The 24,652-nt window shown below is 72.1% G+C and carries 26 protein-coding genes and 1 pseudogene; 13 read left to right on the top strand and 14 right to left on the bottom strand.

Features of this window, described 5'->3' with window-relative positions:
• Window positions 1-455 precede the first annotated feature (455 nt).
• Window positions 456-1,241, bottom strand: a complete 786-nt coding sequence (locus ACN269_RS25245; RefSeq protein WP_421474745.1) for an aldo/keto reductase — start codon at window positions 1,239-1,241, stop codon at window positions 456-458.
• 113 nt (window positions 1,242-1,354) lie between these two features.
• Between ACN269_RS25245 and ACN269_RS25240 the strand changes: the two are divergent.
• Both ACN269_RS25240 and ACN269_RS25235 read left to right on the top strand, forming a co-directional pair.
• Window positions 1,355-2,107 (top strand): annotated as a pseudogene (locus ACN269_RS25240) (ATP-dependent DNA ligase); the annotation flags it as partial.
• Between the two features lie 14 nt (window positions 2,108-2,121).
• The gene (locus ACN269_RS25235) at window positions 2,122-3,312 is read left to right on the top strand and encodes a threonine synthase (RefSeq protein WP_421474744.1); all 1,191 of its coding nucleotides are present in this window, start codon (window positions 2,122-2,124) and stop codon (window positions 3,310-3,312) included.
• Between the two features lie 10 nt (window positions 3,313-3,322).
• Here ACN269_RS25235 and ACN269_RS25230 read toward each other — a convergent pair whose 3' ends face one another.
• From ACN269_RS25230 to ACN269_RS25220, 3 genes are all read right to left on the bottom strand, one after another.
• The gene (locus ACN269_RS25230) at window positions 3,323-5,119 is read right to left on the bottom strand and encodes a glycoside hydrolase family 15 protein (RefSeq protein ID WP_421474743.1); all 1,797 of its coding nucleotides are present in this window, start codon (window positions 5,117-5,119) and stop codon (window positions 3,323-3,325) included.
• A gap of 42 nt (window positions 5,120-5,161) precedes the next feature.
• The gene (locus tag ACN269_RS25225) at window positions 5,162-5,554 is read right to left on the bottom strand and encodes a cupin domain-containing protein (protein WP_421474742.1); all 393 of its coding nucleotides are present in this window, start codon (window positions 5,552-5,554) and stop codon (window positions 5,162-5,164) included.
• Window positions 5,555-5,799: 245 nt separating this feature from the next.
• Window positions 5,800-6,693 (bottom strand): sulfotransferase domain-containing protein, encoded by an 894-nt coding sequence (locus ACN269_RS25220; RefSeq protein ID WP_421474741.1) that lies wholly within the window; start codon window positions 6,691-6,693, stop codon window positions 5,800-5,802.
• Between the two features lie 92 nt (window positions 6,694-6,785).
• Between ACN269_RS25220 and ACN269_RS25215 the strand changes: the two genes are divergently transcribed.
• Window positions 6,786-7,856, top strand: coding sequence for a beta family protein (locus ACN269_RS25215; RefSeq protein ID WP_421474740.1), 1,071 nt, complete (start codon window positions 6,786-6,788; stop codon window positions 7,854-7,856).
• Window positions 7,857-7,862: 6 nt separating this feature from the next.
• Here the strand turns inward: ACN269_RS25215 and ACN269_RS25210 are convergent, their stop codons facing one another.
• Window positions 7,863-8,144 (bottom strand): adhesin, encoded by a 282-nt coding sequence (locus ACN269_RS25210; RefSeq protein WP_421474739.1) that lies wholly within the window; start codon window positions 8,142-8,144, stop codon window positions 7,863-7,865.
• A gap of 275 nt (window positions 8,145-8,419) precedes the next feature.
• Here ACN269_RS25210 and ACN269_RS25205 point away from each other — a divergent pair, with 275 nt between their 5' ends.
• Window positions 8,420-9,154: an MIP/aquaporin family protein gene (locus ACN269_RS25205; RefSeq protein WP_421474738.1), complete on the top strand. Its 735-nt coding sequence runs from the start codon at window positions 8,420-8,422 to the stop codon at window positions 9,152-9,154.
• 16 nt (window positions 9,155-9,170) lie between these two features.
• Here ACN269_RS25205 and ACN269_RS25200 read toward each other — a convergent pair whose 3' ends face one another.
• From ACN269_RS25200 to ACN269_RS25190, 3 genes are all read right to left on the bottom strand, one after another.
• Window positions 9,171-9,494, bottom strand: a complete 324-nt coding sequence (locus tag ACN269_RS25200) for a hypothetical protein (RefSeq protein ID WP_421474737.1) — start codon at window positions 9,492-9,494, stop codon at window positions 9,171-9,173.
• Window positions 9,495-9,580: 86 nt separating this feature from the next.
• Entirely contained in the window at window positions 9,581-10,546 is a 966-nt protein-coding gene (locus ACN269_RS25195; protein ID WP_421474736.1) for a hypothetical protein, read from the bottom strand.
• A gap of 165 nt (window positions 10,547-10,711) precedes the next feature.
• Window positions 10,712-11,305, bottom strand: a complete 594-nt coding sequence (locus ACN269_RS25190; RefSeq protein WP_421474735.1) for a pentapeptide repeat-containing protein — start codon at window positions 11,303-11,305, stop codon at window positions 10,712-10,714.
• 83 nt (window positions 11,306-11,388) lie between these two features.
• On the opposite strand from ACN269_RS25190, the gene ACN269_RS25185 reads away from it, so the two are divergent.
• Window positions 11,389-12,621, top strand: coding sequence for a serine hydrolase domain-containing protein (locus tag ACN269_RS25185; protein WP_421474734.1), 1,233 nt, complete (start codon window positions 11,389-11,391; stop codon window positions 12,619-12,621).
• 38 nt (window positions 12,622-12,659) lie between these two features.
• Here ACN269_RS25185 and ACN269_RS25180 read toward each other — a convergent pair whose 3' ends face one another.
• Entirely contained in the window at window positions 12,660-13,706 is a 1,047-nt protein-coding gene (locus tag ACN269_RS25180; protein WP_421474733.1) for a hypothetical protein, read from the bottom strand.
• A gap of 138 nt (window positions 13,707-13,844) precedes the next feature.
• On the opposite strand from ACN269_RS25180, the gene ACN269_RS25175 reads away from it, so the two are divergent.
• Window positions 13,845-14,486: an NAD(P)-dependent oxidoreductase gene (locus ACN269_RS25175; protein WP_421474732.1), complete on the top strand. Its 642-nt coding sequence runs from the start codon at window positions 13,845-13,847 to the stop codon at window positions 14,484-14,486.
• Between the two features lie 391 nt (window positions 14,487-14,877).
• Here ACN269_RS25175 and ACN269_RS25170 read toward each other — a convergent pair whose 3' ends face one another.
• The gene (locus ACN269_RS25170) at window positions 14,878-15,342 is read right to left on the bottom strand and encodes a PPOX class F420-dependent oxidoreductase (RefSeq protein WP_421474731.1); all 465 of its coding nucleotides are present in this window, start codon (window positions 15,340-15,342) and stop codon (window positions 14,878-14,880) included.
• Between the two features lie 45 nt (window positions 15,343-15,387).
• Window positions 15,388-16,026 (bottom strand): DUF6642 family protein, encoded by a 639-nt coding sequence (locus ACN269_RS25165; protein ID WP_007456059.1) that lies wholly within the window; start codon window positions 16,024-16,026, stop codon window positions 15,388-15,390.
• 304 nt (window positions 16,027-16,330) lie between these two features.
• Here ACN269_RS25165 and ACN269_RS25160 point away from each other — a divergent pair, with 304 nt between their 5' ends.
• Window positions 16,331-17,119 carry a D-Ala-D-Ala carboxypeptidase family metallohydrolase gene (locus ACN269_RS25160; protein WP_421474730.1) on the top strand — a complete coding sequence of 263 codons (789 nt, stop codon included), beginning with the start codon at window positions 16,331-16,333 and terminating at the stop codon, window positions 17,117-17,119.
• Window positions 17,120-17,222: 103 nt separating this feature from the next.
• Here ACN269_RS25160 and ACN269_RS25155 read toward each other — a convergent pair whose 3' ends face one another.
• The 3 genes from ACN269_RS25155 to ACN269_RS25145 form a co-directional block, all read right to left on the bottom strand.
• The gene (locus tag ACN269_RS25155; RefSeq protein ID WP_421474729.1) at window positions 17,223-17,711 is read right to left on the bottom strand and encodes a hypothetical protein; all 489 of its coding nucleotides are present in this window, start codon (window positions 17,709-17,711) and stop codon (window positions 17,223-17,225) included.
• 144 nt (window positions 17,712-17,855) lie between these two features.
• Window positions 17,856-18,620, bottom strand: a complete 765-nt coding sequence (locus tag ACN269_RS25150) for a response regulator transcription factor (RefSeq protein WP_421476556.1) — start codon at window positions 18,618-18,620, stop codon at window positions 17,856-17,858.
• On the bottom strand, window positions 18,599-19,852 hold the full coding sequence (locus ACN269_RS25145; RefSeq protein WP_421474728.1) for a sensor histidine kinase: 1,254 nt from the start codon (window positions 19,850-19,852) through the stop codon (window positions 18,599-18,601). The genes ACN269_RS25150 and ACN269_RS25145 overlap by 22 nt, the downstream gene beginning before the upstream one ends.
• 133 nt (window positions 19,853-19,985) lie before the next feature.
• On the opposite strand from ACN269_RS25145, the gene ACN269_RS25140 reads away from it, so the two are divergent.
• From ACN269_RS25140 to ACN269_RS25115, 6 genes are all read left to right on the top strand, one after another.
• Entirely contained in the window at window positions 19,986-20,882 is an 897-nt protein-coding gene (locus tag ACN269_RS25140; RefSeq protein WP_421474727.1) for an ABC transporter ATP-binding protein, read from the top strand.
• A complete protein-coding gene (locus ACN269_RS25135; protein ID WP_421474726.1) occupies window positions 20,879-21,676 on the top strand; it encodes an ABC transporter permease in 798 nt (265 codons plus the stop codon). The genes ACN269_RS25140 and ACN269_RS25135 overlap by 4 nt, the downstream gene beginning before the upstream one ends.
• 2 nt (window positions 21,677-21,678) lie before the next feature.
• Window positions 21,679-22,416 carry a YqeB family protein gene (locus ACN269_RS25130; protein WP_421474725.1) on the top strand — a complete coding sequence of 246 codons (738 nt, stop codon included), beginning with the start codon at window positions 21,679-21,681 and terminating at the stop codon, window positions 22,414-22,416.
• A gap of 31 nt (window positions 22,417-22,447) precedes the next feature.
• The gene (locus tag ACN269_RS25125; protein WP_421474724.1) at window positions 22,448-23,011 is read left to right on the top strand and encodes an SOUL family heme-binding protein; all 564 of its coding nucleotides are present in this window, start codon (window positions 22,448-22,450) and stop codon (window positions 23,009-23,011) included.
• 88 nt (window positions 23,012-23,099) lie between these two features.
• A complete protein-coding gene (locus ACN269_RS25120) occupies window positions 23,100-23,639 on the top strand; it encodes a DUF1697 domain-containing protein (protein ID WP_421474723.1) in 540 nt (179 codons plus the stop codon).
• 110 nt (window positions 23,640-23,749) lie between these two features.
• Window positions 23,750-24,601, top strand: a complete 852-nt coding sequence (locus ACN269_RS25115) for an aldo/keto reductase (RefSeq protein WP_421474722.1) — start codon at window positions 23,750-23,752, stop codon at window positions 24,599-24,601.
• The last annotated feature ends 51 nt before the right edge of the window (window positions 24,602-24,652 follow it).

The following is a 24,652-nucleotide window of genomic DNA, read 5'->3' as shown; positions in this document are numbered from 1 at the left end:
AATTGAGGGGTCCGCCGCGAAGTGTCGCGGGTGGACCGGAATCGCGGTGCGAGCGGTGGGCAATTCGCCGACGACCAACCGCCGGAACGCCTGCATTCGCCCGGCCGAAGAGCCTCGCGGAATGCGCCCCGATCGCGGCCCCGGACCCACCTCCCATGGACGTTCAGGCAGTTCACAGCAACTGCTCCCGATGGCGCACCAACGCTCGCGAATCGAAGCCCGGTCGAGGCGCGAATGGGCAGCTTGCCCCGTGGTCGGACACATCCGTCAAGCGCGTCGGGACGTGTTCGGATGGCGATCACATCACCGAGCGGACCGCGGTTGCAGCCATCGACGCAGATGGTTGCCTTAGTCGCCGGGTCCGTGCATCGTCGCCCCAGCTGGCCGGTAGGTGGGAGCCGCCGTCCCGCGCGCTTGGGGGTGCCCACATGCTGGGCGGCCATCTTAAGATGTGATCAGTCGCCGAGCGCGTCGATGTCGCGCATCTCCTCCGCCGTCAGCGAGAAGTGGAAGACGTCGAAGTTGGCGGTGATCCGCTCCGGCGTCACCGACTTGGGGATCACCACGATCTCGTGGTCGATGTGCCAGCGCAGCACCACCTGCGCCGGGGAGACGCCGTGCGCCGCGGCGATCCTGGTCAGCACCGGGTCGCTGAGATCACTGGTCTTGAACGGGCTGTACCCCTCCAGCACCACGCCCCGGTCCCGGTGCTCGGCGTGCCGCTGCCGGTCGTACAGCGCGGGGCTCCACCGGATCTGGTTGACCGCCGGGTTCTCCTCGGTCGACTGGATCAGCTCGTCGATCTCCGCCGTGCTGTAGTTGCTGACCCCGACGGCTCGGGTCAGGTTCTCGTCCCGCGCGGCCAGCAGCTCACGCCACAGGGGGATGCTGTCCGCCGGTGACGACGGCGGCCAGTGGATCAGCCAGAGGTCCACCTGGTCGACGCCGAGCGCCTCCAGGCTGGCCTCCAGGGTTTCGCGCTCCCGGCCCATCCGGTCCGGCGGCAGCTTCGTGGTGAGGAAGATGTCCTCCCGACGCAGCCCACTCTCCCGGACCGCCCGGCCCACCTCCCGCTCGTTGCCGTACACGGTGGCGGTGTCGAGGTGGCGGTAGCCGGTGTCGAGCGCGGCCAGCACGGCATCGTAGCCCGCCCGGCCGGTGGCCTGCCACGTGCCGAAGCCGAGCAGGGGCATCCGCACGTCACCCGAAAGGAGGGCGGTGGGCTGGTCGCTGAGGTCCATGAGGTCCGTTCTACCCCGCCTCGGGCCCGGCCGCCGAGTGAACCGGACACTCCGGCGGGCCAGCACAGGGGCCAGTTCTGCCGGAGAATGCGGGTGTGACGGACCGGCTCGACGAGTACGGGGGCGGCCGGATGGTCACCCACGACCGGGGCACGTACCGCTGCGAGAAGTGGCGCGACGACGAGGTCATCGTGACGCTCTCCGGCGAGCGCACCGAAGGCCGGTACGCGCTGTTCGCCACCGGCGGCCGGGACTGGATGATCCGCCGCACGGATCCCGCGCCGCCGGGCTGGACGCCGATGCCCGAGCTGGTCCGCCCGATGCACGCCACGCCCGCCGCCGGGCTGCCGCGCGACGCCAGCAACTGGGGGTACGAGCTGCGGTGGGACGGGGTCCGCGCGATGGCGTACGTCTCCGGCGGGCGGTTGCGGCTGCTCTCCGCGACCGACGAGGAGATCACCGGCGGGTACCCGTGGCTGCGCGCGATGGCCGAGGCACTGGCGCCGACCGAGGCGGTGCTCGACGGCGTGCTCGTGCGCATCGACGGCTCGGGCCGGGTACGTCCGGCCCGTCCGACCAGCGGGGGCCGGGTGCCGGCGGGCGCGCAGTTCCTGCTCGTCGACCTGCTGTGGTTGGAGGGTGTGAGCAGCGTCGACGTCCCGTACGCGCAACGCCGCGAACTGCTCGATGGGCTGGCGTTGGCCGGTACGCACTGGCAGACTCCGCCGTGGTTCTCCGGTGCCGGCGACGAGGCCCTGCGCACCGGGCGGGAGCAGGGGCTGCCCGGTGTGGTCGCCAAGCGGCTCGACTCGGTCTACGAGCCGGGCGCACGCAGTCGGCGCTGGTTGAGTATCGACGCAGCCTGACGGCGAGGAGCGACGTGTACCTGACCCACCTGGACTGCCCGCGCTGCGGCCTGGAGTACGCCACCGACGAGGTGCAGAACCTCTGCGACTGCGGCTCACCCCTGCTGGCCCGCTACGACCTGCCGGCGGTCGCGAAGGCGGTCACCCCGGAGCGCTTCGGCCTGCGCCCGGCCGACCTGTGGCGGTACCGGGAGGTGCTGCCGGTCGTCGACCCCCGGCACGTCACCACGCTCGGCGAGGGCTGGACCCCGCTGCTGCGCGCTCCCTCATACGGTGCCGAGATCGGCATCGCGGACCTGATGGTCAAGGACGAGGGGTTGATCCCGACCGGCTCGTTCAAGGCGCGGGGCGCGGCGGTCGGTGTGAGCCGGGCCCGCGAGCTGGGTGTCAAGCGGATCGCGATGCCCACCAACGGCAACGCCGGGTCGGCCTGGGCGACGTACGCGGCGCGCGCCGGGATGGGTGCCACCATCGTCATGCCGCTGGCTGCGCCGACCATCTGCCGGCGCGAGTGCGTGGCCGCCGGCGCCGATCTGCGCCTGGTGGACGGGCTGATCAGCGACGCGGGCCGGCGGGTGGCCGAGCTGATCGCCGAGTCCGACGGGGCGATCTTCGACGCCGGCACGCTGCGCGAGCCCTACCGGCTCGAGGGCAAGAAGACGATGGGGTACGAGATCGTCGAGCAGCTCGGCTGGCAGGTGCCCGACGTGATCATCTATCCGACGGGTGGCGGGGTCGGTCTGATCGGCATCCACAAGGCGCTGCACGAGATGCGCGAGCTGGGCTGGGTCGGCGACAAGCTGCCCCGGCTGGTGGCGGTGCAGTCGACCGGCTGCGCGCCGATCGTGCGGGCGTTCGCCGCGGGTGAGGATCGGGCCCGCCCGTGGGAGGACGCACACACGGTCGCCTTCGGCATCACCGTGCCGGCGCCGCTGGGTGACGAGCTGATCCTGGCGGCGTTGCGGGCTTCCGCCGGTACCGCCGTCGCCGTCGACGACGCCGAGATCCTGACCGATCTGCGGGACTTCGCGGCCCGGGAGGGGCTGCTGCTCTGCCCGGAGGGCGCGGCCTGCCTGACGGCGGCACGCCAGTTGCGCGCCGGTGGCTGGATCCGGGCCGGGGAACGGGTGGTGGTGCTCAACACCGGCGCGGGGCTGAAGTATCCGGAGACGGTCGACGTCTCGGGCGTACCCGTGCTGGCCTGAGCCGGCACGATCAGAAGCTGTCCGGCTCGGTCAGCCGCCAGGCGGCGTTGATCAGCCCGATGTGGGACAGCGCCTGCGGCGTGTTGCCGAGCTGCGCCCCGGTGGTCAGGTCGATCTGCTCGCTGAACAGGCCCACGTCGTTGGCGTGACCCACCACGCGCTCGAACAGCTCCTCGGCCCGCCGCGCCTCGCCCGCCATCGCCAGGCACTCCACCAGCCAGAACGAGCACAGCAGGAACCCGGCCGGGTCGCTCGTCCAGCGCCGGACCAGCCCGTCCTCCGTACCCAGCTCCCGCTCGACCATCGCGATGGTCGAGCGCATCCGCGAGTCGGTCGCCGGCAGGAAGCGCGCCACCGGCAGGGCGAGCACCGAGGCGTCCAACTCGGCGGAGCCGAACGAGCCGGTGAACGCGCCGATCCGGTCGTTCCAGCCGTCGCGCAGCACCGCCTCGCGGATCTCGTCCCGCACGACGGCCCAGCGACGCGGTTCGGCCCGCTCACCGAGTCGGTCGGCGAGCCCTACCGCCCGGTCCATGGCCAGCCAGCAGGAGACCTTCGAGGAGAGGTAGTGCCGCTCGTCCTCCCGGGTCTCCCAGATGCCCCGGTCCGGCAGGTGCCAGGTCGCCGCCACCTGCTCGGTCAGCCCGAGCACCATCTCCCGCAGCTCCGACTCGAACTCGGTGCCGAGGTAGTCGCGCAGCCGCCACACCGCCGACAGCACCTCACCCGGCACGTCGAGCTGCCGCTGCTTCCAGGCGTCGTTGCCGACGCGCACCGGGCGACTGTCGCGGTATCCGCGCAGGTGGTTGCAGTGGTGCTCGGAGAGGTCCCGTTCACCCTCCAACCCGAAGAGCACCGGCACCGGCTCGTCGCCGAACCGGCCGATCGACCGGGCGGCCCAGGCGAACAGCCGGGACGTCTCCTCCGGGCAGGCGGCCACCCAGAGCGCCCGCATCGTCAGCGAGAAGTCCCGCAACCAGGAGTACCGGTAGTCGTAGTTGCGGTCGCCGCCGATCTGCTCCGGTAGCGAGCTGGTCAGTGCCGCTGCCACCGCGCCACTGCGGGCGTACGTGAGACCGGTCAGCACGGTCGCGCTGTGCCGGACCAACTCCGCGTACCGGCCCGTGTACGTGTGCGTATCCCGGAACGCCTCCCAGGCTCGCGTGGTGTCGGCGAGGGCGGCCAGCGGGTCCATCTGAACCGGTGGTGTGCCGTACGCCTGCCCGAACGCCACGTCGATCCCCACCGTCTGGCCGGAGGAGACCTCGAACTCGTGGGTAACCCGGTCCCGGCCCGCCCGCAGCGGCATGCCCCCGGCCCGCAGCACCAGCACCACCGGGCCGGCATCGGCCACCACCGCTCCGTCGGGCTGTTCGTGCAGGTACGGCGTGAGCAGGCCGTACTCCGGGCGGGGGGCGAAGTCGAGCGCCATCCGTACCCGCCCGCTGAGGCCCTCGACCACACGGACCAGCACGGCGGGCGAGTCCATGCCCAGCTCGTGCGCGCGGGCACCGGGCTCGGCGGCGAGCGCGTCCGTCACCGCCACGCTGCCGTGTGGCGTGTGGTGCACCGTCCGCAGGATGAGCGTGTCCGGACGGTAGGCGCGTTCGACCCGGTAACCAGGGCCACCCGTGCCGACCGGCGCCAACCGGAAGTGCCCGCCGTCCGGGTCAAGCAGCCTGCCGAAGACGGAGGCGCCGTCGAAGCGGGGTGGACACCACCAGTCGACCGAGCCGTCGGTGCCGACCAGCGCTCCGGAACGGGAGTCCGAAAGGAACCCGTAGTCGGAGATCGGCGGCTGTGTCACGGACCGCGCGTACCCCGATCGGCCCGGTTCAGGCCGACGCGGTCACGCCGTCGGCGGTTCGTCCTCGCCGGCCTCCTCGGCCCGGTCGGCCTCCTCCTTGGTGTGGTGCACAGCCTGGTCGGCGTGCTCCGGAGGGCCGTAGACGGTGTAGAGCACCAGCGGGTTCGGGCCGGTGTTGACGAAGTTGTGCTTGGTTCCGGACGGGACGACGACCAGGTCTCCCGCGACGACCTCCCGCCTCTCACCGGCGACCCGGGCCTCGCCCGTCCCGCTGACGAACGTCAGGATCTGGTCGATGCCCTCGTGTACCTCCTCGCCGATCTCCCCGCCCGGCGGAATCGTCATGATCACCAACTGAGTGTGCTCGCCGGTCCACAGCACCCGCCGGAAGTCAGGGCTCTTCTCGGCGACGGTCGCGATCGTGAAATGCTCCATGGCCCGCTCATACCCCGTTCGGTCACGCGTCACGCCGGGACTGGCAGATGGTGGAATTCCCCACGGTCGGCAGGTTTGGATCCGCGGCGACCGGGGATCGACAACGCTGACCGGCGCGAACGGCCGGTCGAGCCAGGTCCCCGCTGGCGTACCGCCGAACGGCTGCGGTGGTGGGAGACGGCCAGAGCGCGGCGACGTGACGACCACGGTCGGAGCGGCGCCGCGCGCTCGTCCTCCGGTACGTCTCAGCCGTCGCGGTGCAACCAGGCGACCAGGTCCGGCGGGGCGAGCGCCCGCGCCCGCTGTTCGTAGCGGGCCAATGCAGCCGCGTCGAGCAGGTCGCGGCCCTGCCCCGAACCGCCGCGACGGAAGAACGCCCGACGGTCCCGCAGCACGCCGAGCGTGTCCGGGGCGAGTTGGTCGGCGCGCTCGCGCATCCGGTCGAACGTGGCCGCCTCGACCAGCACGGGCCACCGCCCGGCGGGCACCTCGACACCCCAGCGGTCGGCCAGCAGTCGCATCTGTGCGTCCAGGTCGGCGCGGAGGTCGTCGTAGTGCACCAGCGTGATGTTCGGCTCGTGCCGGCGCGCCCAGGCATCGCACAGGTGCCAGAACACGCCGGGCAGCGAGTCCAGCTCGGCGCGTGGGTCGACCTCGTGGTCGACCCAGCTCGGCAGCCACTGCCCGAGCGACGGACGGGCACGCGACGTCCCTGCCGGCGGGGGTTGACCGGTCAGCTCCGCGATCCGGGCCCGATCCAGGTTTCCCGCCTGGTGGTAGAGGGAGACGGCCATGTCCAGTGGGTGCCGCGCCACCACCACGTAGTGCGCCCGGCGATCGAGCGGTACCCCGTCCAGCGGGGTGTGCGTCTTGATGAACCGGCGGTGCGGCTGCGCGGCCAACCGCTCGTACACCACGTCCCGCGGCTCGCCCAACCAGTCCAGCCAGGGCGACAACTCGGACAGCGGCGCCGGCAGCTCCGGAGTGCCCAGCACCAGCAGCGCGCAGATCATCTGCATCCAGGTGGTGCCGCTCTTGGAGCGGGTGCTGATCACGATGTCGCCGTCGCGGAATCCGAAGCCGACCCAGCGGGCGCTGTCCTCGTCTGCGGAGCGGTAACGGTACGGCGACGTGGACATCGCGCGAGCGTAGTCGCCGAACCGACAGCCAGACAGCGGATTTTCGGTACCGGAAAGTGTGGAGGCATGCGAATGCCTGACTAGATTGAAGTATGGTGCCCGCCCACGGGGGCCGGGCAGTGGCGCCGGTCTACCGCCCCATCCTCGCCAGCCACCGACGCGGTGAACTGGAAGCCCTGACCCACCTCGATCCCGCGGCTGCCCCGCTCGTCGCGCCGATCCTGGAGGTCAACGCCGTCGACCGCGCCACGAGGGACGCGCTGCGCCGACTACCGGTCGGCCTGCTGCCGGCCGTCGACGTGACCGCCCACCCCGATTCGGTCGACACGGAGCTGGTTCGGTGGGGCGTACCGCTGATGCCCGTCATCGGCCTCGCGGAGAGTGAGCGGCGGCTCGTCGCGCACGGCGCGGCGGCCCGGTCGTACGCCCGGCGGGCGCTGGTCCGGGTGCGGGCCGCGCACGACCGGGCGGGCCCGGACGCCGACACGACCGCCGTCGAGCGGATCTGGCGGTACACCGGCCTCGCGCCGGAGGAGTGCGAACTGCTGGTGGACGCGGGCGACGTCTGCTGCCCGGCGGACGTGCGGGTGGCGGAGCCCCGGGTACGGCGACTGCTGGACTGGGCCCGTCGCCACGCCTGGCGCTCGGCGACGGTGGCGGCGGGCGGTATGCCGCCGACGTTGTCCCGGTTGCCCACCGACGAGCCGGTACGACTGGAACGCTGGGACTGGCAGCTCTGGCAGCGGCTGGCCGACGTCGGGGTCGACTACGGCGACTACGGCGTCGGTTCGGCGCTGCCCGACTCGGGAGATCCCGGCGACCGGCTACCCACCGTGCGGTACACGGCCGACGACGGCTGGTGGGTCTACCGCTGGTCGCGCCGGGGCGGCCGGGGCGACGACCGCTTCGCCGACCTGTGCCGGATGCTGGTGGCGGCACCGCACTTTTCGAGCGTGGGCGCGGCGTTCTCCTGGGGTGACCACGAGCTGCTGCGCCGCGCACGTCGAGGGGCCGGCGCCGGGTCGGCCGCCAACTGGACGGCGTGGAGCACGTCGCACCATCTGGCGCACGTGCTCGCCGCGCTGCTGCGACCCGACGACCCCGGCCGGTCGGGGTGGGGCACCCGGCCGGGCCCGCCGCAGCGGGGGCGATCGCCCCGGTGAGAGCCCTTACTGCTTCTCGGTGAAGCCGAACTGGATGATGCCCTCGTCGTCGACGGTGGCGTCCACCGAGGCGTCGCCGAGCAGTTCGGCGGCGTCCGGGTCGAGGAAGATCCGCGCGCCCTGGTTGTCGACGACCTGGTCACCCTGCTCCGGCTCGGGCACCAGCTCCACGGTGAGCGATCCGGCGTCGGTGTCGGCGGCGATCCGCACGCCACCGTCCTGGGCCATGTCCTGCTGGTTCGCGAGGTCACGGATGACGAGCACGGCGTTGTCGGTCATGGTGAGCATGTGTGGAACTCCTCGTGGTTTCTCGGCTCGCGGTCGGTGGTCGCGCAGAGGCGGACGATCGGCCCGCGCACGAGCACGCGTGGGAGGCGACGGGAGAAACGGACGGTCATCGCCGTCGCGTCGAATCGGGGCGGCTGACCGGCCCCTTCCCAGCCCACGGTGCCCGCTACCGAGCGATACGTCAAATAGAGCCGGATCAGTACCGCACTCGCTTGTGCGCTGGTCACGGCCCTGATTTGCCCACCAGCGAGCGGAACTATCCTTACGCTGAGTAAATGATGGATGACGCCCGTCGCGCGGCGGCCGAATTTCTCGGCACCCTGTTGCTGGTCTTCTTCGGCGTGGGCGCCGCCGTCGCCGCGCGGGTCCAGGGCGGCGTGGTGGTCGTCGCGCTGGCCTTCGGGTTCGTCATGCTGGCCCTCGTCTACACGATCGGCCCGCTCTCGGGCAGTCACGTCAACCCGGCGGTGACGCTAGGCGTCCTGCTCTCCGGCAAGATCTCGGTGATCGGCGCTGTCGCCTACTGGATCGCGCAGTTCGCCGGGGCGACCGTGGCCGGTTTCCTGCTCTGGGCACTGACCCGATGGGGTGACGTCGCGGACCAGACCGGGGCGCTGGGCTCGAACGGGTACGGCGCGCACATCAACCGGGGCGGCGCGGCCGTACTGGAGATCGTGCTGACCTTCCTCTTCGTCCTGGTCGTGCTCGTGGTGACCAGTCGCAGCGAGAACCCCGGCATCGCGGGCGTGGCCATCGGCCTGGCCCTGGCCACCACCCAGCTCGTCGGGGTGACGCTGACCGGCGCGGCGGTCAACCCGGCCCGCGCCTTCGGTCCGGCGGTCTTCGAGGGCGGAGTGGCGCTCCGTCAACTCTGGGTGTTCATCGTCTTCCCGCTGCTCGGCGGGGCGCTCGCCGCGTTGGTGGCCCCGCTGGTGATGGGCGGGCAACGGCACTACTGGGGCGGGCACGAACGAGCGCTCGGCCGACCGGGACACCGCGAAGGGCAATGACCGATCGGCCCGCGGATCAGGCGGGGCGTTTCGGTGTGGGGGGCACCGCCGTGGGATCGCCGCGCTCGATGAGCGCGGCGATCTCGGCGGCGTGCAGGCCGCGGAGCGTCAACACCCGGGTGCCCCACCGGTGCAGCCGGCAGGGGTGCGGGCTGGCGTCGTTGCGACAGACCACCCCACCGGACCAGCGCCGGGGTGCGTGTACCACCACCGCGCGCACCGCGAACTGGGCATCCTCGCCCGTCACGTACGGCGGGAGGGGGATGTCACGGAGCACCTCCGGCTCGTCGATGCCGGAAGAGACGGCAGGACGGACGCGGTGGGCGGTACTGCTGCTCATCTGCGCTGCCTCCACAGTGGAAGGTGAACGGGGACAGCAGAAAGTTACGTCGTCACCGACGGAGGGCGACGGACAAACTGTCCCGCTCAGTGCAGCGCGACGGCTTGGAGGCCGACGTTCCCACAGTGCTCGGTGTAGACCTTCTCGACCGTCCAGCTCACCATCAGCCGGGCGTCCTTCGGCGCCGCGAACCGGATGACGAACTGGGCGCTCTGACTGGTGTACGGGTCCTCCAGACGCAGGGTGCTGACCGGCCCGCCCGTCGACAACCGCACGTCGAGCCGACCGCGCGCCATCCAGATGCCGGCGTACACCTGGACCGTGCGAGGAGCGCCACTGCCCACGACCGCCAGGCTGAACCCGTTGCCCACGCCGCAGGTGTAGACACCCTCGGAGCTGCCCCGGTCCCACCGGTCGGGCGCGCCGTCGGACCAGCGGACGACCTCCTGGTTGCCGTCCCAGCCGACCCGGCGGCCCTTTCCGCCCCCGTCGACGATCTCCCCGGAGCCGGACTGCTTGCGGACCGTCGAGCTGCCGCCGCGCGGTCCCCAGTGCATCCAGTCCCGGGTGCCCACCGCCGTCAGGTCGACCTCGGCGGGCACCTCGGCGCGGGTCACCGACAGCAGTGGCCCGGCCGGCTTCGCCGACTCAGGGGCAGGTGGGCTGGTCGACGGGGTCGGTTCGGGTGAGGGTGGCCGCTGGCGGGGTCGCAGACCCGGCAGCGCCGGGCCGGTGTCGCCGGTACGTCCGTCCGCGCCCGGTAGGCCCGTCGGACGGGCGGCGCCGGCGGGCACGCCGCCCGGGTCGCCGACCGTCGCGTCGCCCGAATCCGGGCCGGATCGCGTGCCGAGGTACGCCACGAGCACCACGAGGCAGACGACCGCGCCGACCCCCTCCAGTGCCCAACGCCGCCGTTGCCGGGCGCGGGCGAGCCGGCGCAGCGCCCGGTGACCCAGTCCGGCCACGGCGGAGCGCGGCCGGTGCGACGCGGGTCGCGCGGCCGGCTCGTCCCCGGCCCGCGAACCATCCTGCGTACGGTCCTCGTCCGCCACCGACCCCTCCACGTTGCCGCCCGACCGCCACCGCACGTGACGGATCGACCGTCCACTGTGGGTCGTTCACGATTGCACCGGCGTGGTCGACACGCTAAATCGGGACAGCATGACGTGTCCAGTCCGGATCGGGACGGTATGGGACAGCGGTTGGCCGACCGGGAGTCAGCCGATCCGGAAGCCGAGCGCCTGCGCGATGACGACAGCCTGCTCGACGTCCACGAGCGCGCCGGCCCGCTCGACCGACGTCGGGTCGAGCGCGGTGAGATCACTGCGCCGCAGGTCGGCACCGCCGAGGCGGCAGCGCTGAAGTTGCGCTCCGGAGAGGTCGACGCCGGTCACGGTGGCGCCGGTGAGGTTGGCGCCGGTCAGGTCGGCCTCGCGCATCCGCACGTCGCTGAGCCGGACGCCGCGCAGGTCCGCGCCGGGCAGCGCGACGAACGACCAGTCGCCGCCGTCGACGCGCAACGGGCGCAGCTCGCACTGGACGAAGGTGCTGCCCACCAGCTTGCAGCCGGTGAACTCGGCCTCGAAGAAGTTGCAGCGTGTGAAGACACAGCGGGTGAACGCCGAGTCGAGGTGCCGGGACGCGTTGAACCGCACGTTGCCGAACGTGCAACCGGTGAAGACCGCACCCCGGGTGACCGCCTCGGTCAGGTCCACGTCGAAGAACTCGCAGGCCACGAAGTGGCGGTCGGCCAGCTCCTCGCCGTACCAGTCCTCGTCGCGGAAGGTCACGTCCTCGGTCAACGTCGGCATCCGGCCAGGCTAGTGCCGCCGACCGACGGCACCGGGGAGCCGCCCCTTCCGGCGGCGGCATACCGGCGAGTAGTTTCGGCGGCGTGAGTGTGGCGCGGAGCAAGGACCCGGATGAGATCGGCTTCGACCCGGCGCGGCTGGCCCGGATCGACGAGCACTTCGGCAGGTACGTCGACGACGGCCGGCTCGCCGGCTGGCAGGTGGTGGTCACCCGCCGCGGCGAGGTGGCGCACTCCTCGACGTACGGCCTGCGGGACCGGGAGTCGGGTGCGCCGGTCGAGGCGGACACGCTCTGGCGGATCTACTCGATGACCAAGCCGGTCACCTCGGTCGCGGCGATGATGCTGTGGGAGGAGGGCCGCTTCGAGCTGACCGACGAGATCAGTCGCTGGCTGCCCGAGTTCGCCGACCTGCGGGTCTACTCCAAGGGCTCGACGCTCAAGCCGTACACGGTGCCGGCGACCGAGCCGATCCGGGTCTGGCACCTGCTCACCCACACGGCCGGCCTGACGTACGGCTTCATGCAGACGTCGGTGGTCGACGGGCTCTACCGGGCCGCTGGCTACGACCTGTACCCGCCCGCGGACGTCGACCTGGCCACCGCCTGCGCGGCCTTCGGCGAACTGCCGCTGCTGTTCCAGCCCGGCTCGGCCTGGGGTTACTCGGTCGCCACCGACGTGCTCGGTCGGCTGGTCGAGGTGGTCTCCGGGCAGAGCCTCGACGCCTTCTTCGCCGACCGGATCTTCGCTCCGCTGGGCATGACGGACACCCGCTGGTGGGTCGAGGGCGACGAGGCCGAGCGCCTGGCCGCGCTGTACGCGCCGGACCCGCGCAGCGGGCAGGCCGTCCGCTACGACCGACTCGGCGCTCTCGCGCACCACAAGCCCGGCCTGCTCTCCGGCGGCGGCGGCCTGATCTCCAGCGCCGCCGACTACCACCGCTTCACCCAGCTGCTGCTGCGCGGCGGCGAGTTGGACGGCGTACGCCTGCTCGGGCCACGAACGGTGCGTTTCATGGCCCGCAACCACCTCCCGGGCGGGCAGGACCTGGGCACTCTGTCCACGGGCGGCTTCGCCGAGAGCACCCTGGACGGGATCGGCTTCGGCCTCGGCTTCGCGGTCGTCGAGGACCCGATCCCGAGCCGGGTGCCGAGCAGCGTCGGCGAGTACTACTGGGGCGGGGTCGCCAGCACCGCCTTCTGGGTGGACCCGACCGAGGAGGTCACCGCGCTGCTGTTCACCCAGCTCCTGCCGTCGAGCACCTACCCCCTCCGCTCCCAGCTGCGCCAACTCGTCTACGCCGCCCTGGTCGACTGAGGGTGTGGGTCCGTCGCCGACGGACCCACACCCGCAGCTCAGCCGAGCTGCTGCGGCTGGATCGCGCGGATCCTCGCCGGCTTGGTGACGGAGAGGTTCGAGATCAGGTACGCCTGCACGCTGCCGTCGGGGAACACCGCCCACAGGTCGGCCACACCGTCGGCGTTCATGTCGGCGGCGAGGAGACTGCTGACTGCCACGCCGGTGTTCCAGCCCGAGGCGAGCCGGTACTGGCTGTAGGCGAGCGCGCCGGTCCCGTCGCCGTTGTCGGTCATCGTCACGCCCTGCCACAGGTACAGGTCGCCGGTCGTGGCGTTGCGCAGGACCAGTGCCACGCCCGAGGGCAACTGGGTGCTGGCCAGGGTCCAGTTCTGCCAGTCACTGCCACCGGTCGGGGTGGCGGTGTTCAACGAGACCCGGAAGTAGAGTCCCGCCGCCCAGACGCTCGGGTAGTAGGACAGTCGGTAACCGTTCGTCGTGTCGCCGACGATTCCGATCAGGTCGGGGATGTAGTCGCCGACGCCGTCCGCCACGTATCCGTTGACGAGCTGGATCGGGGCGTTGCCGTAGTCGTCGAGCATGAGATCACGCATGAGACTGACATTGGCGTTGTAGGGGCTGGACATCGTACCGTCGCCGAGACCCTTGACGATGACGCCGCCACCGGCGTTGTTGCCACTCGGGTAGTAGGCCAGGAAGTCCTGGTTCGCGGTCCCGAAGAACGTGCCGGTGATCATCTGGGCGCCGTCGAAGTCGGCCGGCGAGGGGTTGCCCGTGACGCCGTTGCCGTAGATGCCGATGTTCACCGCCGGGACCTTCACCCGGCCGGTACCGACGCCGGTGGTCGCGTTGATCCGGCCCCGCGCCGTCCAGACGCCGGAGTCGAGGCCCGTCGTGGTGCCGCCGGCGGTCACCAGGTCCGGTACGCCGTCACCGTTGAGGTCCTTGTCGACCGGGCCGGTGACGGCGGTGGTCGGCGTGTTGACCGGCGCGGCCTGCGCCGGCAGGGCCGGGACGACGGCGAGCGCCAGGGTGGCGGGCAGCGTCCAGGCGAGCAGCCGGCGACGGGCGGAGAGGTGCTTCATGGATTCCCCGTTCGTTCAGGTCAATGGATCTTGTTCGGCTCACCGTAGTGGACCCGCGCCAGTCGGCCGGTCCCCCGAACGCCCGACCGGGTTCGTCATAACGGCATCTCCGGAGCGAGCCGGCCCTAGCCTGGGCTGGTGAGCACCATCGTCGTGTTCGGCGCGGGCGGCACCGCCGGATCGCGGGTCGTCGCCGAAGCCGCCGACCGGGGGCACCGGGTGATCGCCGCGGTCCGCCGGCCGGAGGCGACCTCCTACCTGGCGGACGGGGTGCGGACGGTCACCGGCGACGCCACCAGCGAGCGCAGTGTGCGGGAGCTGGCACCGGACGCGGACGCGCTGGTGGTCGCCATCGGCGGCGGTGAGCGCGGGCTCTGGCGTACGGCCGCCGAGACCCTGGTGACCACCCTGCGGTCCATGCCGGCCGCGCCCCGGATCATCCATCTGGGTGGCGGGTCCACCCTGCTCACCCCGCGCGGCACGCGCTTCCTCGACGAACCGGACTTCCCCGAGCAGTACCGCGACTCGGCGCTGGGCCAGGCCGACGCGCTGGACTACTACCGCAGTTCGGCCGACGGGGTGCGCTGGACCTACGTCTCGCCGCCGCCGCTGGAGTTCCACCCCGGCGAGCGCACCGGGCACTACCGCACGGGCACCGACGAGCCGGTCACCGACGACCAGGGCCGGTCGGTGCTCACCTACGAGGATCTCGCGGTAGCGATCGTCGACGAGATCGAGCAGCCCCAGTACGTCGACACCCGCTTCACCGCCGCCTACTGACCGGCCGGGCGGTCGGCGCTCGGGGGTCGGGCGGCCGGCGACGGTCGGGCGGGCGGCGGGCGGGCGGGCGGCGGGCGGGCGGACCTACCCCTCACCCCCCTGTCGAGCTGCTCCAGATATGGGGCAGACGCGGCAAGGCCAGAGAGCACGCTTCGCGGGCAACAGCACGGCACCCGCGCACCGGCACTCGCCGCCTCCCGATCCGCGTCCGCATCCGCATCCTGATGGATTGCACGGCCCCAGACGTCGTCGCCCGCCCCACATCTGGGGCAGCTCGACAGCACGCCACCTCCACACCCCGAACCCACACCGCCATCGCCCGCCCCACATCCGGGGCAGCTCGACAGCGCACCTGCCTGGCGAGGGCGGGCGGGCCGAGGGGAGTGCGTGGTCAGTCGGCGAGGCGCGCCGGGAACCCGCCGGTGGCGATCGGACCCCAGGCGTCGATGGTCACCCGGATCAGGGACTTGCCCTGACGCACCATCGCCGCACGGTAGTCGTCCCAGTCCGGGTGTTCGCCGGAGATGCTGCGGAAGTACTCGACCAACGGCTCCAACGCATCGGGCAGGTCCAGCACCTCGGCCGTGCCGTCGATCTGCACCCACGGGCCGTTCCAGTCGTCGGAGAGGACGCACGCCGAGACCCGGGGGTCGCGGCGGATGTTCGTCACCTTCGCCCGCTCGGGGTACGTGGACACCACCAGCCGACCCGCGCCGTCGATGCCGGCGGAGACCGGGGAGGACTGCGGCCGGCCGTCGGCCCGGGTGGTCATCAGCACGACGCGGTGTCGCGGCCGGAGGAAGTCGAGCAGGGTGTCCCGGTCGACCCGGGTGTTCTTCGCGATGCTGCGCGCCATCACTCGTTCCTACCAGGCCGGCGGCGGGCCCGTGGGCGGTGGGGGTCAGCGGGGGTCGGCGGCGGCGCGGTGCACCGCCTGGGTGGGCACGCGGGGCCGGCCGGCCGGGCGCCATGCCCGGCCGTTGGCATAGATCACCCGAAAGCCGAGGTACGAGGCGAGTGGCGCCCAGTGCGCCGAGCCCATCCGCAGTTCCGCGGCGTTGTGCCGCTGCCCGTTGGCCAGCACGTCGAGCAGGACGGTTTCGAAGGCAGCCGATTCAACCCAGTCGACGTCCCGGGTGAAACCGCAGATCAGGGCGGCTCCCGTGACCTCCAGGAACTCGCGCAGCACCGCGTCCGACGCGCGCAGCACCGAGCAGCTGCCGAAGTAGAGCCGCCGCCCCTCGCAGCGGCCGGCCATCAACTCGGCCACCTCGTTCAACTCCACCGACTGCCAGTCGGTGAGGCACAGCCGGCTCGGCTCGCCGTGCATGGCGAAGAAGCCGACGCGGTGGTCGGCGTACTGCTTGAGCAGCCAGCGGTCCAGGAAGTAGAACAGCTCGTCGCGGGTCGCGGCGTCCTTGTGGATGAAGCGGATCTTGCCGAGTCGCTCCAGCAGTTCGAGGGTGGGCAGCACGGAGCCGCGTTCGTTGAGGTCACGGTGCCACTGACCCTCGACACAGAAGACGCCACCGCGTGCCACGCGCACCTCCGCCAGTTCGCCGCCCGAGCCTGACGTTACCGGCCGCCCAGCGGGAAGGAACATCACCCTGGGTGCGACCGAATGCGACGTTCGGTGCCGTTTTCGCGCTCCCGGGCCGATCGGGGGGAATGGCTGTTTCGCAAATCAGCCGAATTCACAGGTAGCGCCCAGGAACAGGCGAATCATGAGGACAATTCTCGTTATTGCCGCCAAGCGCACTGATCAGTGCGAGGGTGGAAATCGCGGGACGTCTCGGTCGATGTCCCAGAGCCACCCCATTCGCTCTCCTATCGGGAGGACTTCTGTGCGCGTAAACACCTTGAAGCGAGTTGCTGTCGCTTTCGCCCTGGCATTGCCCGGGGCAGCGATCGCCTCGGTGGTCGCCGCGCCGGCAGCGTACGCGGACGGCTGTTACACCTGGAACCGCAACCTCTACCAGGGGCGCTCGGGCGACGACGTCCGTCAGCTGCAGATCCGGGTCGCCGGTTGGGCCGGCTACCGGGACATCGTCGAGAACGACGGCCGCTACGGACCGAAGACCGCCGCCGCGGTGAAACGGTTCCAGCAGGCGTACGGGTTGCGTGCCGACGGCATCGCCGGCCCGCAGACGTACGCCAAGCTGTACCAACTCCAGGACAACGACTGCACGCCCGCGCACTTCAGCTACAGCGAGCTGGACAACGGGTGCGGGGGCAGCGGGTGGAGCGGCGGTCCGCTGTCGGCGGCCCAGACCAAGCAGAACGCGCTGCGCACCATGTGGAAGTTGGAGGCATTGCGCAAGAGCCTGGGCGACAAGCCGCTGAACGTGACGAGCGGTTTCCGCAGCCGTGCCTGTAACAACCAGGTCGGCGGCGCGTCGGACAGCCAGCACCTGTACGGCCACGCGGCCGACGTCACCTCACGGACGTCGTCCCTGTGCACGGTCGCGCGGGACGCCCGTAACCACGGCTTCAGCGGGATCTACGGGCCCGGCTACCCCGACCACGACGACCACGTGCACGTCGACTCGCGGCGCGAGAACAACAGCGACAACAGCTCGAACACGACGAGCTGGTCCGCGCCGGACTGCGGGATCGGCGCTGGCAACGACTGAGGCGGTCGGTCGGCGGGAACGTCGGCCCGACGCGGTGGGAAAACCGTCGCGTCGGGCCGACGCCCTGTCGCCCCGGGCAGAGCGGGCCGTGGGGTGACGCCGCTCAGCTCGCCCGGGGCCAGCGCGGCGCGGCGACACCGGGACTCACCGGGCGGCCGGCAGGCGCGGGTCGTACCCCCGTGGGGGTGGCACGCGCGGCCTGGTGTCGCGCGGGTAGTCCGGCCCGGCCGGGCGGCGGCGCCGGATAGCCGGCGGACGCGGCCGGACGCGCGGCGGGACGCCCGGACGACGGCCCCGTCGCGGTGAACGGGAAGGGCACGTGCACGAACGGATTGCCGTGCCGGATCAGCGCCTCGATCTGCCGCTCGTTGAGGCCGTGCTCCGTCAGGACCCGACGCCCCCAGCGGTGCAGCCGGCACGGGTAGGACGCGCCGTCGTTGCGGCACAGCGGTCCGGTCGGCCACTCCTCGGCGGTGTGTACGACCACCGCCCGGACCGCCAGCCGGACATCCTCGGGGGTCAGGGGTGCCGGTACCGGCACCTCACCCAGCACCTGGTCGATGGGATCCGTCGACTGCTCACCAACACGCACGGCAGGCCTCCCGCAGCTCGGCAGCGGTACGGCGGACCCACCGCACCGACATCCTCGGGCATTGGTACGGCCGGCATCGGCCGAAGGTTCAATTCCGGTACGCGGTAAGCAGATCCTCCGGCGACAGCACGCCGACGGTCGGGCTCAGACGAGGTCGGCGTCGTGCACGAGCAGGGCCACCTGGACCCGGTTGTTGAGGTCGAGTCGGGTCAGCAGCCGGGAGACGTACGCCTTCACCGTCGCGACGCTCATGAACAGCTCCCCCGCGATCTCCGCGTTGGTGCAACCCCGACCCAGGGCGATCGCGACCTGCCGTTCCCGCTCGCTGAGCGCGGCGAGCAGCCGCAGCGCCCGTTCGCGTCGCGGATCGGGACCGGGCTGACCCGGGTTGGCGACGGTCACGTGGTTGATCAGCGTGCGGGTCACCGACGGGGAGAGCATCGCCTCGCCCGCGGCGACCCGGCGTATCGCGTGCACGATGTCTGCCGGCGGGGTGTCCTTGAGCAGGAAGCCGGCCGCTCCGGCGCGCAACGCCCGCAGCACCTGCTCGTCGGCGTCGAAGGTGGTCAGCACCAGCACCTCGGGCGGGTTCGGTTGCCCGCGCACCGCCTCGGTGGCGGCCAGGCCGTCCACCCGGGGCATCCGGATGTCCATCAGGACCACGTCCGGGGCGTACGCGGCGACCGCGGCGGGCACCTCGCCGCCGTCGGCCACCTCGCCCACCACGCGTAGATCCGGCAGGCCGCCGAGGATCATCGAAAGCCCCGCCCGGACCAGCGCGTCGTCGTCCACGATCAGCACCCGTACCGGCTCCGACCCGCCGGTCGCGCCGGATTCGGCACCGGCGCCGGGAACGTCCGGAGCGCCAGGCCCGCCGGTCGGGGCGGTCACGCCGGCCACGGCAGCCAGGCTGCCAGCCGGAAGTCGCCGGTGTCGTCCCGCCCGTAGGCGAGTCGGCCACCGGCCAGGGTGACCCGTTCGCTGATGCCGACCAGGCCGGTGCCCGCACCCGGGAGCGTGCCGCCGGCCGGAGCGCCCACCGGCCACCGGTTGACGATCGCCACGGTCAGCCCGCTGCCCGGGCCACCGGTCACGTCGACGGTGACGGCAGCGCCGGCCGCGTGCTTGCGGGCGTTGGTCAGACCCTCCTGCACGATCCGGTAGGCCGCCCGTCCCAGCGCCGCCGGCACCTCCTCCGACCGGGCCACACTGTCGCTGACGTTGACCCGCACCCCGGCCGTCCGCGACTCGTCGATCAGGGCCGGCAGGTCGGCGAGGGTGGGCTGGGGTGGCTCGGGCGCGTCGCCGGTGCCGTCGCCCTCGGCCCGGAGTACCCCGATGACCTCCCGCAGATCCTGCAGGGCGGCGTGGGCGCTGCCCCGGATCACCCCGGCCGCGCGGGCCACCTCGTCGGCGGGCGCGTCCGGCCGGAACTCCAGCGCGCCCGCGTGCAGGCTGAGCAGGGAGATCCGGTGGGCCAGCACGTCGTGCATCTCCCGGGCGATGCGGGTGCGTTCGAGGTGGCGGGCCTGGGCGACGCGCAACTGCTGCTCGGCCTCGGCCCGCTCGGCGCGCTCGCGCAGCGAGACGATCAACTGCCGCCGGGCCCGGACGAACATCCCCCAGGCCAGCACGGCCAGGGTGATCACCGCGCCCCAGGACACGGTGAGCCAGTACGGCATGGCCGGATCGGGACGCGCCCAGCTGAAGACCAGGTTGGTGAGCAGGCCGACACCGGTGACCGCCACCGCGACGGCGGTGCGTCGGTGCACCACGACGGTGAAGTACACGATCAGCAGCGGGATCGCGGCGGCCATCGAGAACATGCTCAGCGGCAGGGTGGCCAGCGCCAGCCCGAGCGGCCACCGGCGGCGCAGCCAGAGCAGACCGCAGCAGACCAGCCCGATCAGGGCGTCGGCACCCACCATCCAGTCGTGCGGAAGCGGGACGGCCGCCTCCGGAGTGGGCGAGAGGCCGTCGGCGGTGGCGAACAGCACCCAGAGCAGGCTGATCAGGAACGCCAGGCTGTCCACCACCCAGTCGCGGGTGGTGCGACGCGGACGGGCGCGCTCGGGCTTCGCCGGCACTACCAGCTCCCCCGGCAGCAGCCAGGGGTGCTCGGGGACGGCGATGCTGGTCACGCGCCCATGCTAGGCAGCAACGGGCGTCGACAACCAGCTACCAAAGTCTTGACCCGAGCGTCGACCAAGGTCGACGCTCGGGTCGACCGGTGGCCGCTGCGGATGGCCGGGCGGCGGCGGCAGGCTCGACCGCATGATCACCGTGGAGAACCTCACCAAACGGTACGGGCCGCACCCGGCGGTGGGCGACGTGTCGTTCCAGTGCGAACCGGGCACCGTCACCGGCTTCCTCGGGCCCAACGGCGCCGGCAAGTCGACCACCATGCGCATGATCTGCGGGCTGACCACACCGACCGCCGGCCGCGCCACCGTCTCCGGGCACCCGTACCGGGAGCTGCCCAACCCGGGGCGGGAGGTCGGCGTGCTGCTGGATGCCTCCGCCCAGCACGCGGGTCGCACGGGCCGCGAGGCGTTGACGCTGTCCGCGTACACCATGGGTCTGGACAAGCGCGAGGTCGCCGCGAAGCTCGACCTGGTCGGGTTGAACGCGGTGGCCGCGAAGCGTCGGGTACGGGCGTACTCGCTGGGCATGCGCCAGCGGCTCGGCCTGGCGCAGGCGCTGCTCGGTGACCCCCGGGTGTTGATCCTCGACGAGCCGGCGAACGGCCTGGACCCGGAGGGGATTTTCTGGATGCGCGGGCTGCTGCGCGACTTCGCCGACCGGGGCGGCACGGTGCTGCTCTCCTCCCACCTGCTACGCGAGGTGGAGGCGGTCGCGGACCGGCTGGTGGTGATCGGGGGTGGCCGGATCGTGGCCCAGGGCGACAAGGGCGAGTTGCTGGCCGGTGCCGGGACGGTGGTGCGGGCGCGCGACGGCGCGGCGCTGCGCCGAGCTCTGGACGCGGCCCGCCTGACGGCCACCGACAGTGCCGACGGCCTGCTCGTGCAGGCCGACGCCGAGGCGGTCGGCCAGGCCGCGGCCGATGCCGGCGTCGCGCTGACCGAGCTGCGCCCGGCCGGCAGCGGCGGCTTGGAACAGCTCTTCCTCACCCTGACCGCCGGCGAATCCACCCGGGAGGCCGTCCGATGACCACCACCACCGCGCCCGCCGCCGACGCCGTCGCGCCCCGGCAGCATTCCGGGGTACGCCGACCGTCGCTGCTCCGGCTCACCGCGGTCGAGCTGCGCAAGCTCGTCGACACCCGGGCCGGCCGCTGGATGCTGATCACCATCGGTCTGATCGTCGTCGCGGTCGTCACCCTGCTGCTGATCTACGCCGAGGACGCCGAGCAGACCTTCTTCACGTTCTTCGCCACCTCGCTGCTGCCCGTCAACGTGCTGCTGCCGGTGCTGGGCATCCTGTCGATCACCAGCGAGTGGTCCCAGCGCACGGCCCTCACCACGTACGCGCTGGTGCCCCGCCGGGAGCGGGTGGTGACCGCGAAGCTGCTCGCGATGGTGCTGGCCGCGCTCGCCTCCCTGCTGGTCACCGTGGCCGTCGGGGCCGTCGGGACGCTCGTCGCGTCGGCCACGGGCGGTGCGGGCACCTGGCAGGTCGACGCGACGCTGATCCTCAACGGGGCGCTCGTCCAGGTGACCGGAGTGCTGATGGGTGCCGCCTTCGGTCTGCTGCTGCTCAACCCGCCGCTGGCGATCGTCGGCTACCTGCTGCTACCGACCCTCTGGTCGGTGCTCGGCGGGATGGTCCGGCCCCTGCGCGGCCCGGCCGAGTGGCTGGACACCAGCCGGACCATGGAACCGCTGTTCGGCAACGATGCGCTCACCGGCGAGCAGTGGGGACGGCTGGCGGTGTCCCTGCTGGCCTGGATGGTCCTTCCGCTGGCCGCCGGCCTGGTCCGGACGCTACGCCGCGAGGTGTCCTGACCATGGACGCGGCCGGCTACCGTCCCCGCACCGTGGTCAGCGGCGGTCCGCTGGAGCTGGTGGTCCTCTGGGGTGGCTTCCCGCTGCTCGGCGCGGGGGCGGGCTGGCTCCTCGCCGCGTCGACAGGATGGCTGACCCGGTTGTCCTGGGTGCCGTTCGGCGACCTCGTCAGGTGGTTGGACCGGCTGCCGGAGCCGCAGGCGACCCTCGGCGCGGCGGCCGTGGGCGTCCTGGGCGGCCTGTTCGTCGCCGGAGTCGGCACGGCCGAACGACTGATCGTCACCGTGGACACCACGCAGGTCCGGCTGCGCCGCGCCGACCAGGTCCACACCGTCGCACGGGCCGACACCCGGGTCGCCTTCCTGGTCGACAAGCACCTGGTGCTGCTCGACGGCGACGGCGCGGAACTCGTCCGGGAGTCGACCGACCTGCCGGCGACCCACCTGGCGGCGGCGTTCCGCGCGCACGGCTGGGCTTGGACGGACGACGACCCACACCGCTCGGCGTACCGGCTGTGGGTGCCCGACCTGCCCGGGCTGCCGATCGGCGCGGACGCGCTGCTGCGCGCCCGCGCGCGGGCACTCGAACGGGACCGCCGCGACGACGCACGGGAGCTGCGCCGGGAACTTGGCCGGCTCGGCGTGGTGCTGCGCGACGAGGGCAGCCGCCAGTACTGGCGGACCGTCGTTCCCCGGGCGGGACAGCCGACTTCGACCGAGCGGGAGCCCAAGGGGCGGTAGCGTCAGTCCCAGAAGATCCTGGGAGCGCGCGATGACCGAGCAGCAGCCGTACCGGGTGGTGTCCCGACACCCCGGCTTCGAGCTGCGCCGCTACCCGGCTCACCTGGTGGCCGAGATGCGGGTCCAGGCCTCGTTCACCCGGGCGCCGATGGAGGCGTTCCGGCCGCTGGCCGCGTACGTCGGGGGCGCCAACCGGGCCCGGCAGCCGGTCGGGTCGGCGGTGCCGATGATGTCGACGGCCGACGGCGCGGCGAAGATCCCGATGACGCTGCCGGTCGTCCAGGTCGAGGGTGAGCGGCCGGGCGCGTACCTCATCCAGTTCGTCCTGCCGGCCACCGTCACCGCCGCGACGGTGCCCGAGCCGGTGGACGCCCGGGTACGGATCCACGAGGTCGCGGCCCAACTGGCGGCGGCGATGCGCTTCTCCGGCCGGTGGACCGAGCGGGCGTTCGGCCAGCGGGCCACCATGCTCGGCCGCGCGGTGACCGCCGCCGGGCTGCAACCCGGCGGCGCGATCCGGTACGCGCGTTTCGACCCACCGTGGAAGCCGTGGTTCCTGCGCCGCAACGAGGTCGTGCTGCCGGTCGCGGAGTAGCTGGCGAAAGGGGCCCGATCGGTCCCGGCGGGGCGGGGGCCTACCGGCTTAAGCTGGCCGGATCGCCCGCGCGTCCGATGGAGGAGCCATGACCCGGTACGTCGCCCTGCTGCGCGGGGTCAACGTCGGCAGCACCCGCCTCGCGATGGCCGATCTGCGCCGGATCGTCACCGACCTCGGCCACGACGACGTCACGACGTACCTGCAGAGCGGCAACGTGGCCTTCGGCAGCTCCGTACGGGACGCGGAGAAGCTCGCCGCCGGCATCGAGCGGGCGCTCACCGACGAGCTGGGGCTCACCGTGCCGGTGCTGGTGCGCAGCGGCCGGGAGCTGGCGGCGGTGGCGGGCGGCAACCCGTACGCCGAGATCGACGACGACCCGAAACGGTTGCTGGTGGCCTTCCTCGCGACCGCTCCGAAGCAGTCGGCGGTCGACGCGCTCACCGTGCCCGGTGGCGAGAACGTGGCGTTCACGGTGACCGGCCGCGAGGTCTTCCTGCACTTCCCCGACGGCGGCTACGGGCGGACGAAGTTCACCAACGCGTACCTGGAGAAGCAGCTCGGCGTGGTGGGCACCACCCGCAACTGGAAGTCGGTGCGCGCCCTGGCGGAGCTGGCCGCCGGCTGACCCGACCGGGTGAACCGAATCGCCGTTGCGCTCGTCACCTCGCTTTGGGCGGTGAATCGTCCATCCGCCCGGGTATGGATGACGGGTAACGAAGACGCGAAGGAGCCGCAGTGGCATTCACGATTCCTGACATCAGCCTGAATGACGGCACCACGATTCCGCAGCTCGGCTTCGGGGTGTTCCAGATCGAGCCGAAGGACACCGCCGCGGCGGTGAGCACGGCGCTCGAGGTGGGCTACCGGCACATCGACACCGCCGAGATGTACGGCAACGAGGCCGAGGTCGGCGAGGCCGTCCGCACGTCCGGCCTGGACCGCGGCTCGGTGTACATCACCAGCAAGCTGAGCAACGGCTTCCACCGCCCGGACGACGCCCGCAAGGCGTTCGACTCGACGCTGTCGGCGTTGAAGATGGACTACATCGACCTGTTCCTGATCCACTGGCCGCTGCCGACCCTGTACGACGGCGACTACGTCTCGACCTGGAAGGTGCTGGAGGAGTTCCAGCGCGACGGCCGCGCCCGCTCGATCGGCGTGTCGAACTTCCAGGTGCCGCACCTGCGGCGGCTGGCCGACGAGGCGAGCGTGGTGCCGGCGGTCAACCAGATCGAGGCGCACCCGTACTTCACCAACGACGAGGTCCGCGCCTACGGCCGGCAGCACAACATCCTCACCGAGGCGTGGTCGCCGATCGCGCAGGGCAAGGTGCTGGACGACCCGACGGTCGTCGACATCGCCGAGCAGGTCGGCCGTACGCCGGCACAGGTGGTACTGCGGTGGCACGTGCAGCGCGGCGACATCATCTTCCCGAAGTCGACCACGCCGAAGCGGATCGAGGAGAACACCGGGATCTTCGACTTCGAGCTGGACGACACGGCGATGGAGCGGATCACCGGCCTGGACAAGGGCGAGGCCGGCCGGCAGGGCCCCAACCCGGACACCTTCGCCTACGTACCCCGCTGACCTGTGGGTAGTGCTGCCCCGGAGTGGTGACTCCGGGGCAGCACGCTGTTC

This window comes from Micromonospora sp. WMMD736 (genome assembly GCF_049179015.1).
GTDB lineage: Bacteria > Actinomycetota > Actinomycetes > Mycobacteriales > Micromonosporaceae > Micromonospora.
Note: the sequence above shows the minus strand (reverse complement) of the source record. Positions and strands in the feature narration are given on the sequence as shown.

Bases quoted from the DNA above. Each gene is read 5' to 3' on its own strand.
- ACN269_RS25140 (WP_421474727.1), top strand. From the start codon at position 19,986: ATGATCACCGTGGAGAACCTCACCAAACGGTACGGGCCGCACCCGGCG.
- ACN269_RS25205 (WP_421474738.1), top strand. From the start codon at position 8,420: ATGATGGATGACGCCCGTCGCGCGGCGGCCGAATTTCTCGGCACCCTG.
- ACN269_RS25245 (WP_421474745.1), bottom strand. From the start codon at position 1,241: ATGGACCTCAGCGACCAGCCCACCGCCCTCCTTTCGGGTGACGTGCGG.
- ACN269_RS25225 (WP_421474742.1), bottom strand. From the start codon at position 5,554: ATGGAGCATTTCACGATCGCGACCGTCGCCGAGAAGAGCCCTGACTTC.
- ACN269_RS25170 (WP_421474731.1), bottom strand. From the start codon at position 15,342: ATGGCGCGCAGCATCGCGAAGAACACCCGGGTCGACCGGGACACCCTG.
- ACN269_RS25200 (WP_421474737.1), bottom strand. From the start codon at position 9,494: ATGAGCAGCAGTACCGCCCACCGCGTCCGTCCTGCCGTCTCTTCCGGC.
- ACN269_RS25210 (WP_421474739.1), bottom strand. From the start codon at position 8,144: ATGCTCACCATGACCGACAACGCCGTGCTCGTCATCCGTGACCTCGCG.
- ACN269_RS25125 (WP_421474724.1), top strand. From the start codon at position 22,448: ATGACCGAGCAGCAGCCGTACCGGGTGGTGTCCCGACACCCCGGCTTC.
- ACN269_RS25215 (WP_421474740.1), top strand. From the start codon at position 6,786: ATGGTGCCCGCCCACGGGGGCCGGGCAGTGGCGCCGGTCTACCGCCCC.
- ACN269_RS25130 (WP_421474725.1), top strand. From the start codon at position 21,679: ATGGACGCGGCCGGCTACCGTCCCCGCACCGTGGTCAGCGGCGGTCCG.
- ACN269_RS25190 (WP_421474735.1), bottom strand. From the start codon at position 11,305: ATGCCGACGTTGACCGAGGACGTGACCTTCCGCGACGAGGACTGGTAC.
- ACN269_RS25220 (WP_421474741.1), bottom strand. From the start codon at position 6,693: ATGTCCACGTCGCCGTACCGTTACCGCTCCGCAGACGAGGACAGCGCC.
- ACN269_RS25120 (WP_421474723.1), top strand. From the start codon at position 23,100: ATGACCCGGTACGTCGCCCTGCTGCGCGGGGTCAACGTCGGCAGCACC.
- ACN269_RS25135 (WP_421474726.1), top strand. From the start codon at position 20,879: ATGACCACCACCACCGCGCCCGCCGCCGACGCCGTCGCGCCCCGGCAG.
- ACN269_RS25180 (WP_421474733.1), bottom strand. From the start codon at position 13,706: ATGAAGCACCTCTCCGCCCGTCGCCGGCTGCTCGCCTGGACGCTGCCC.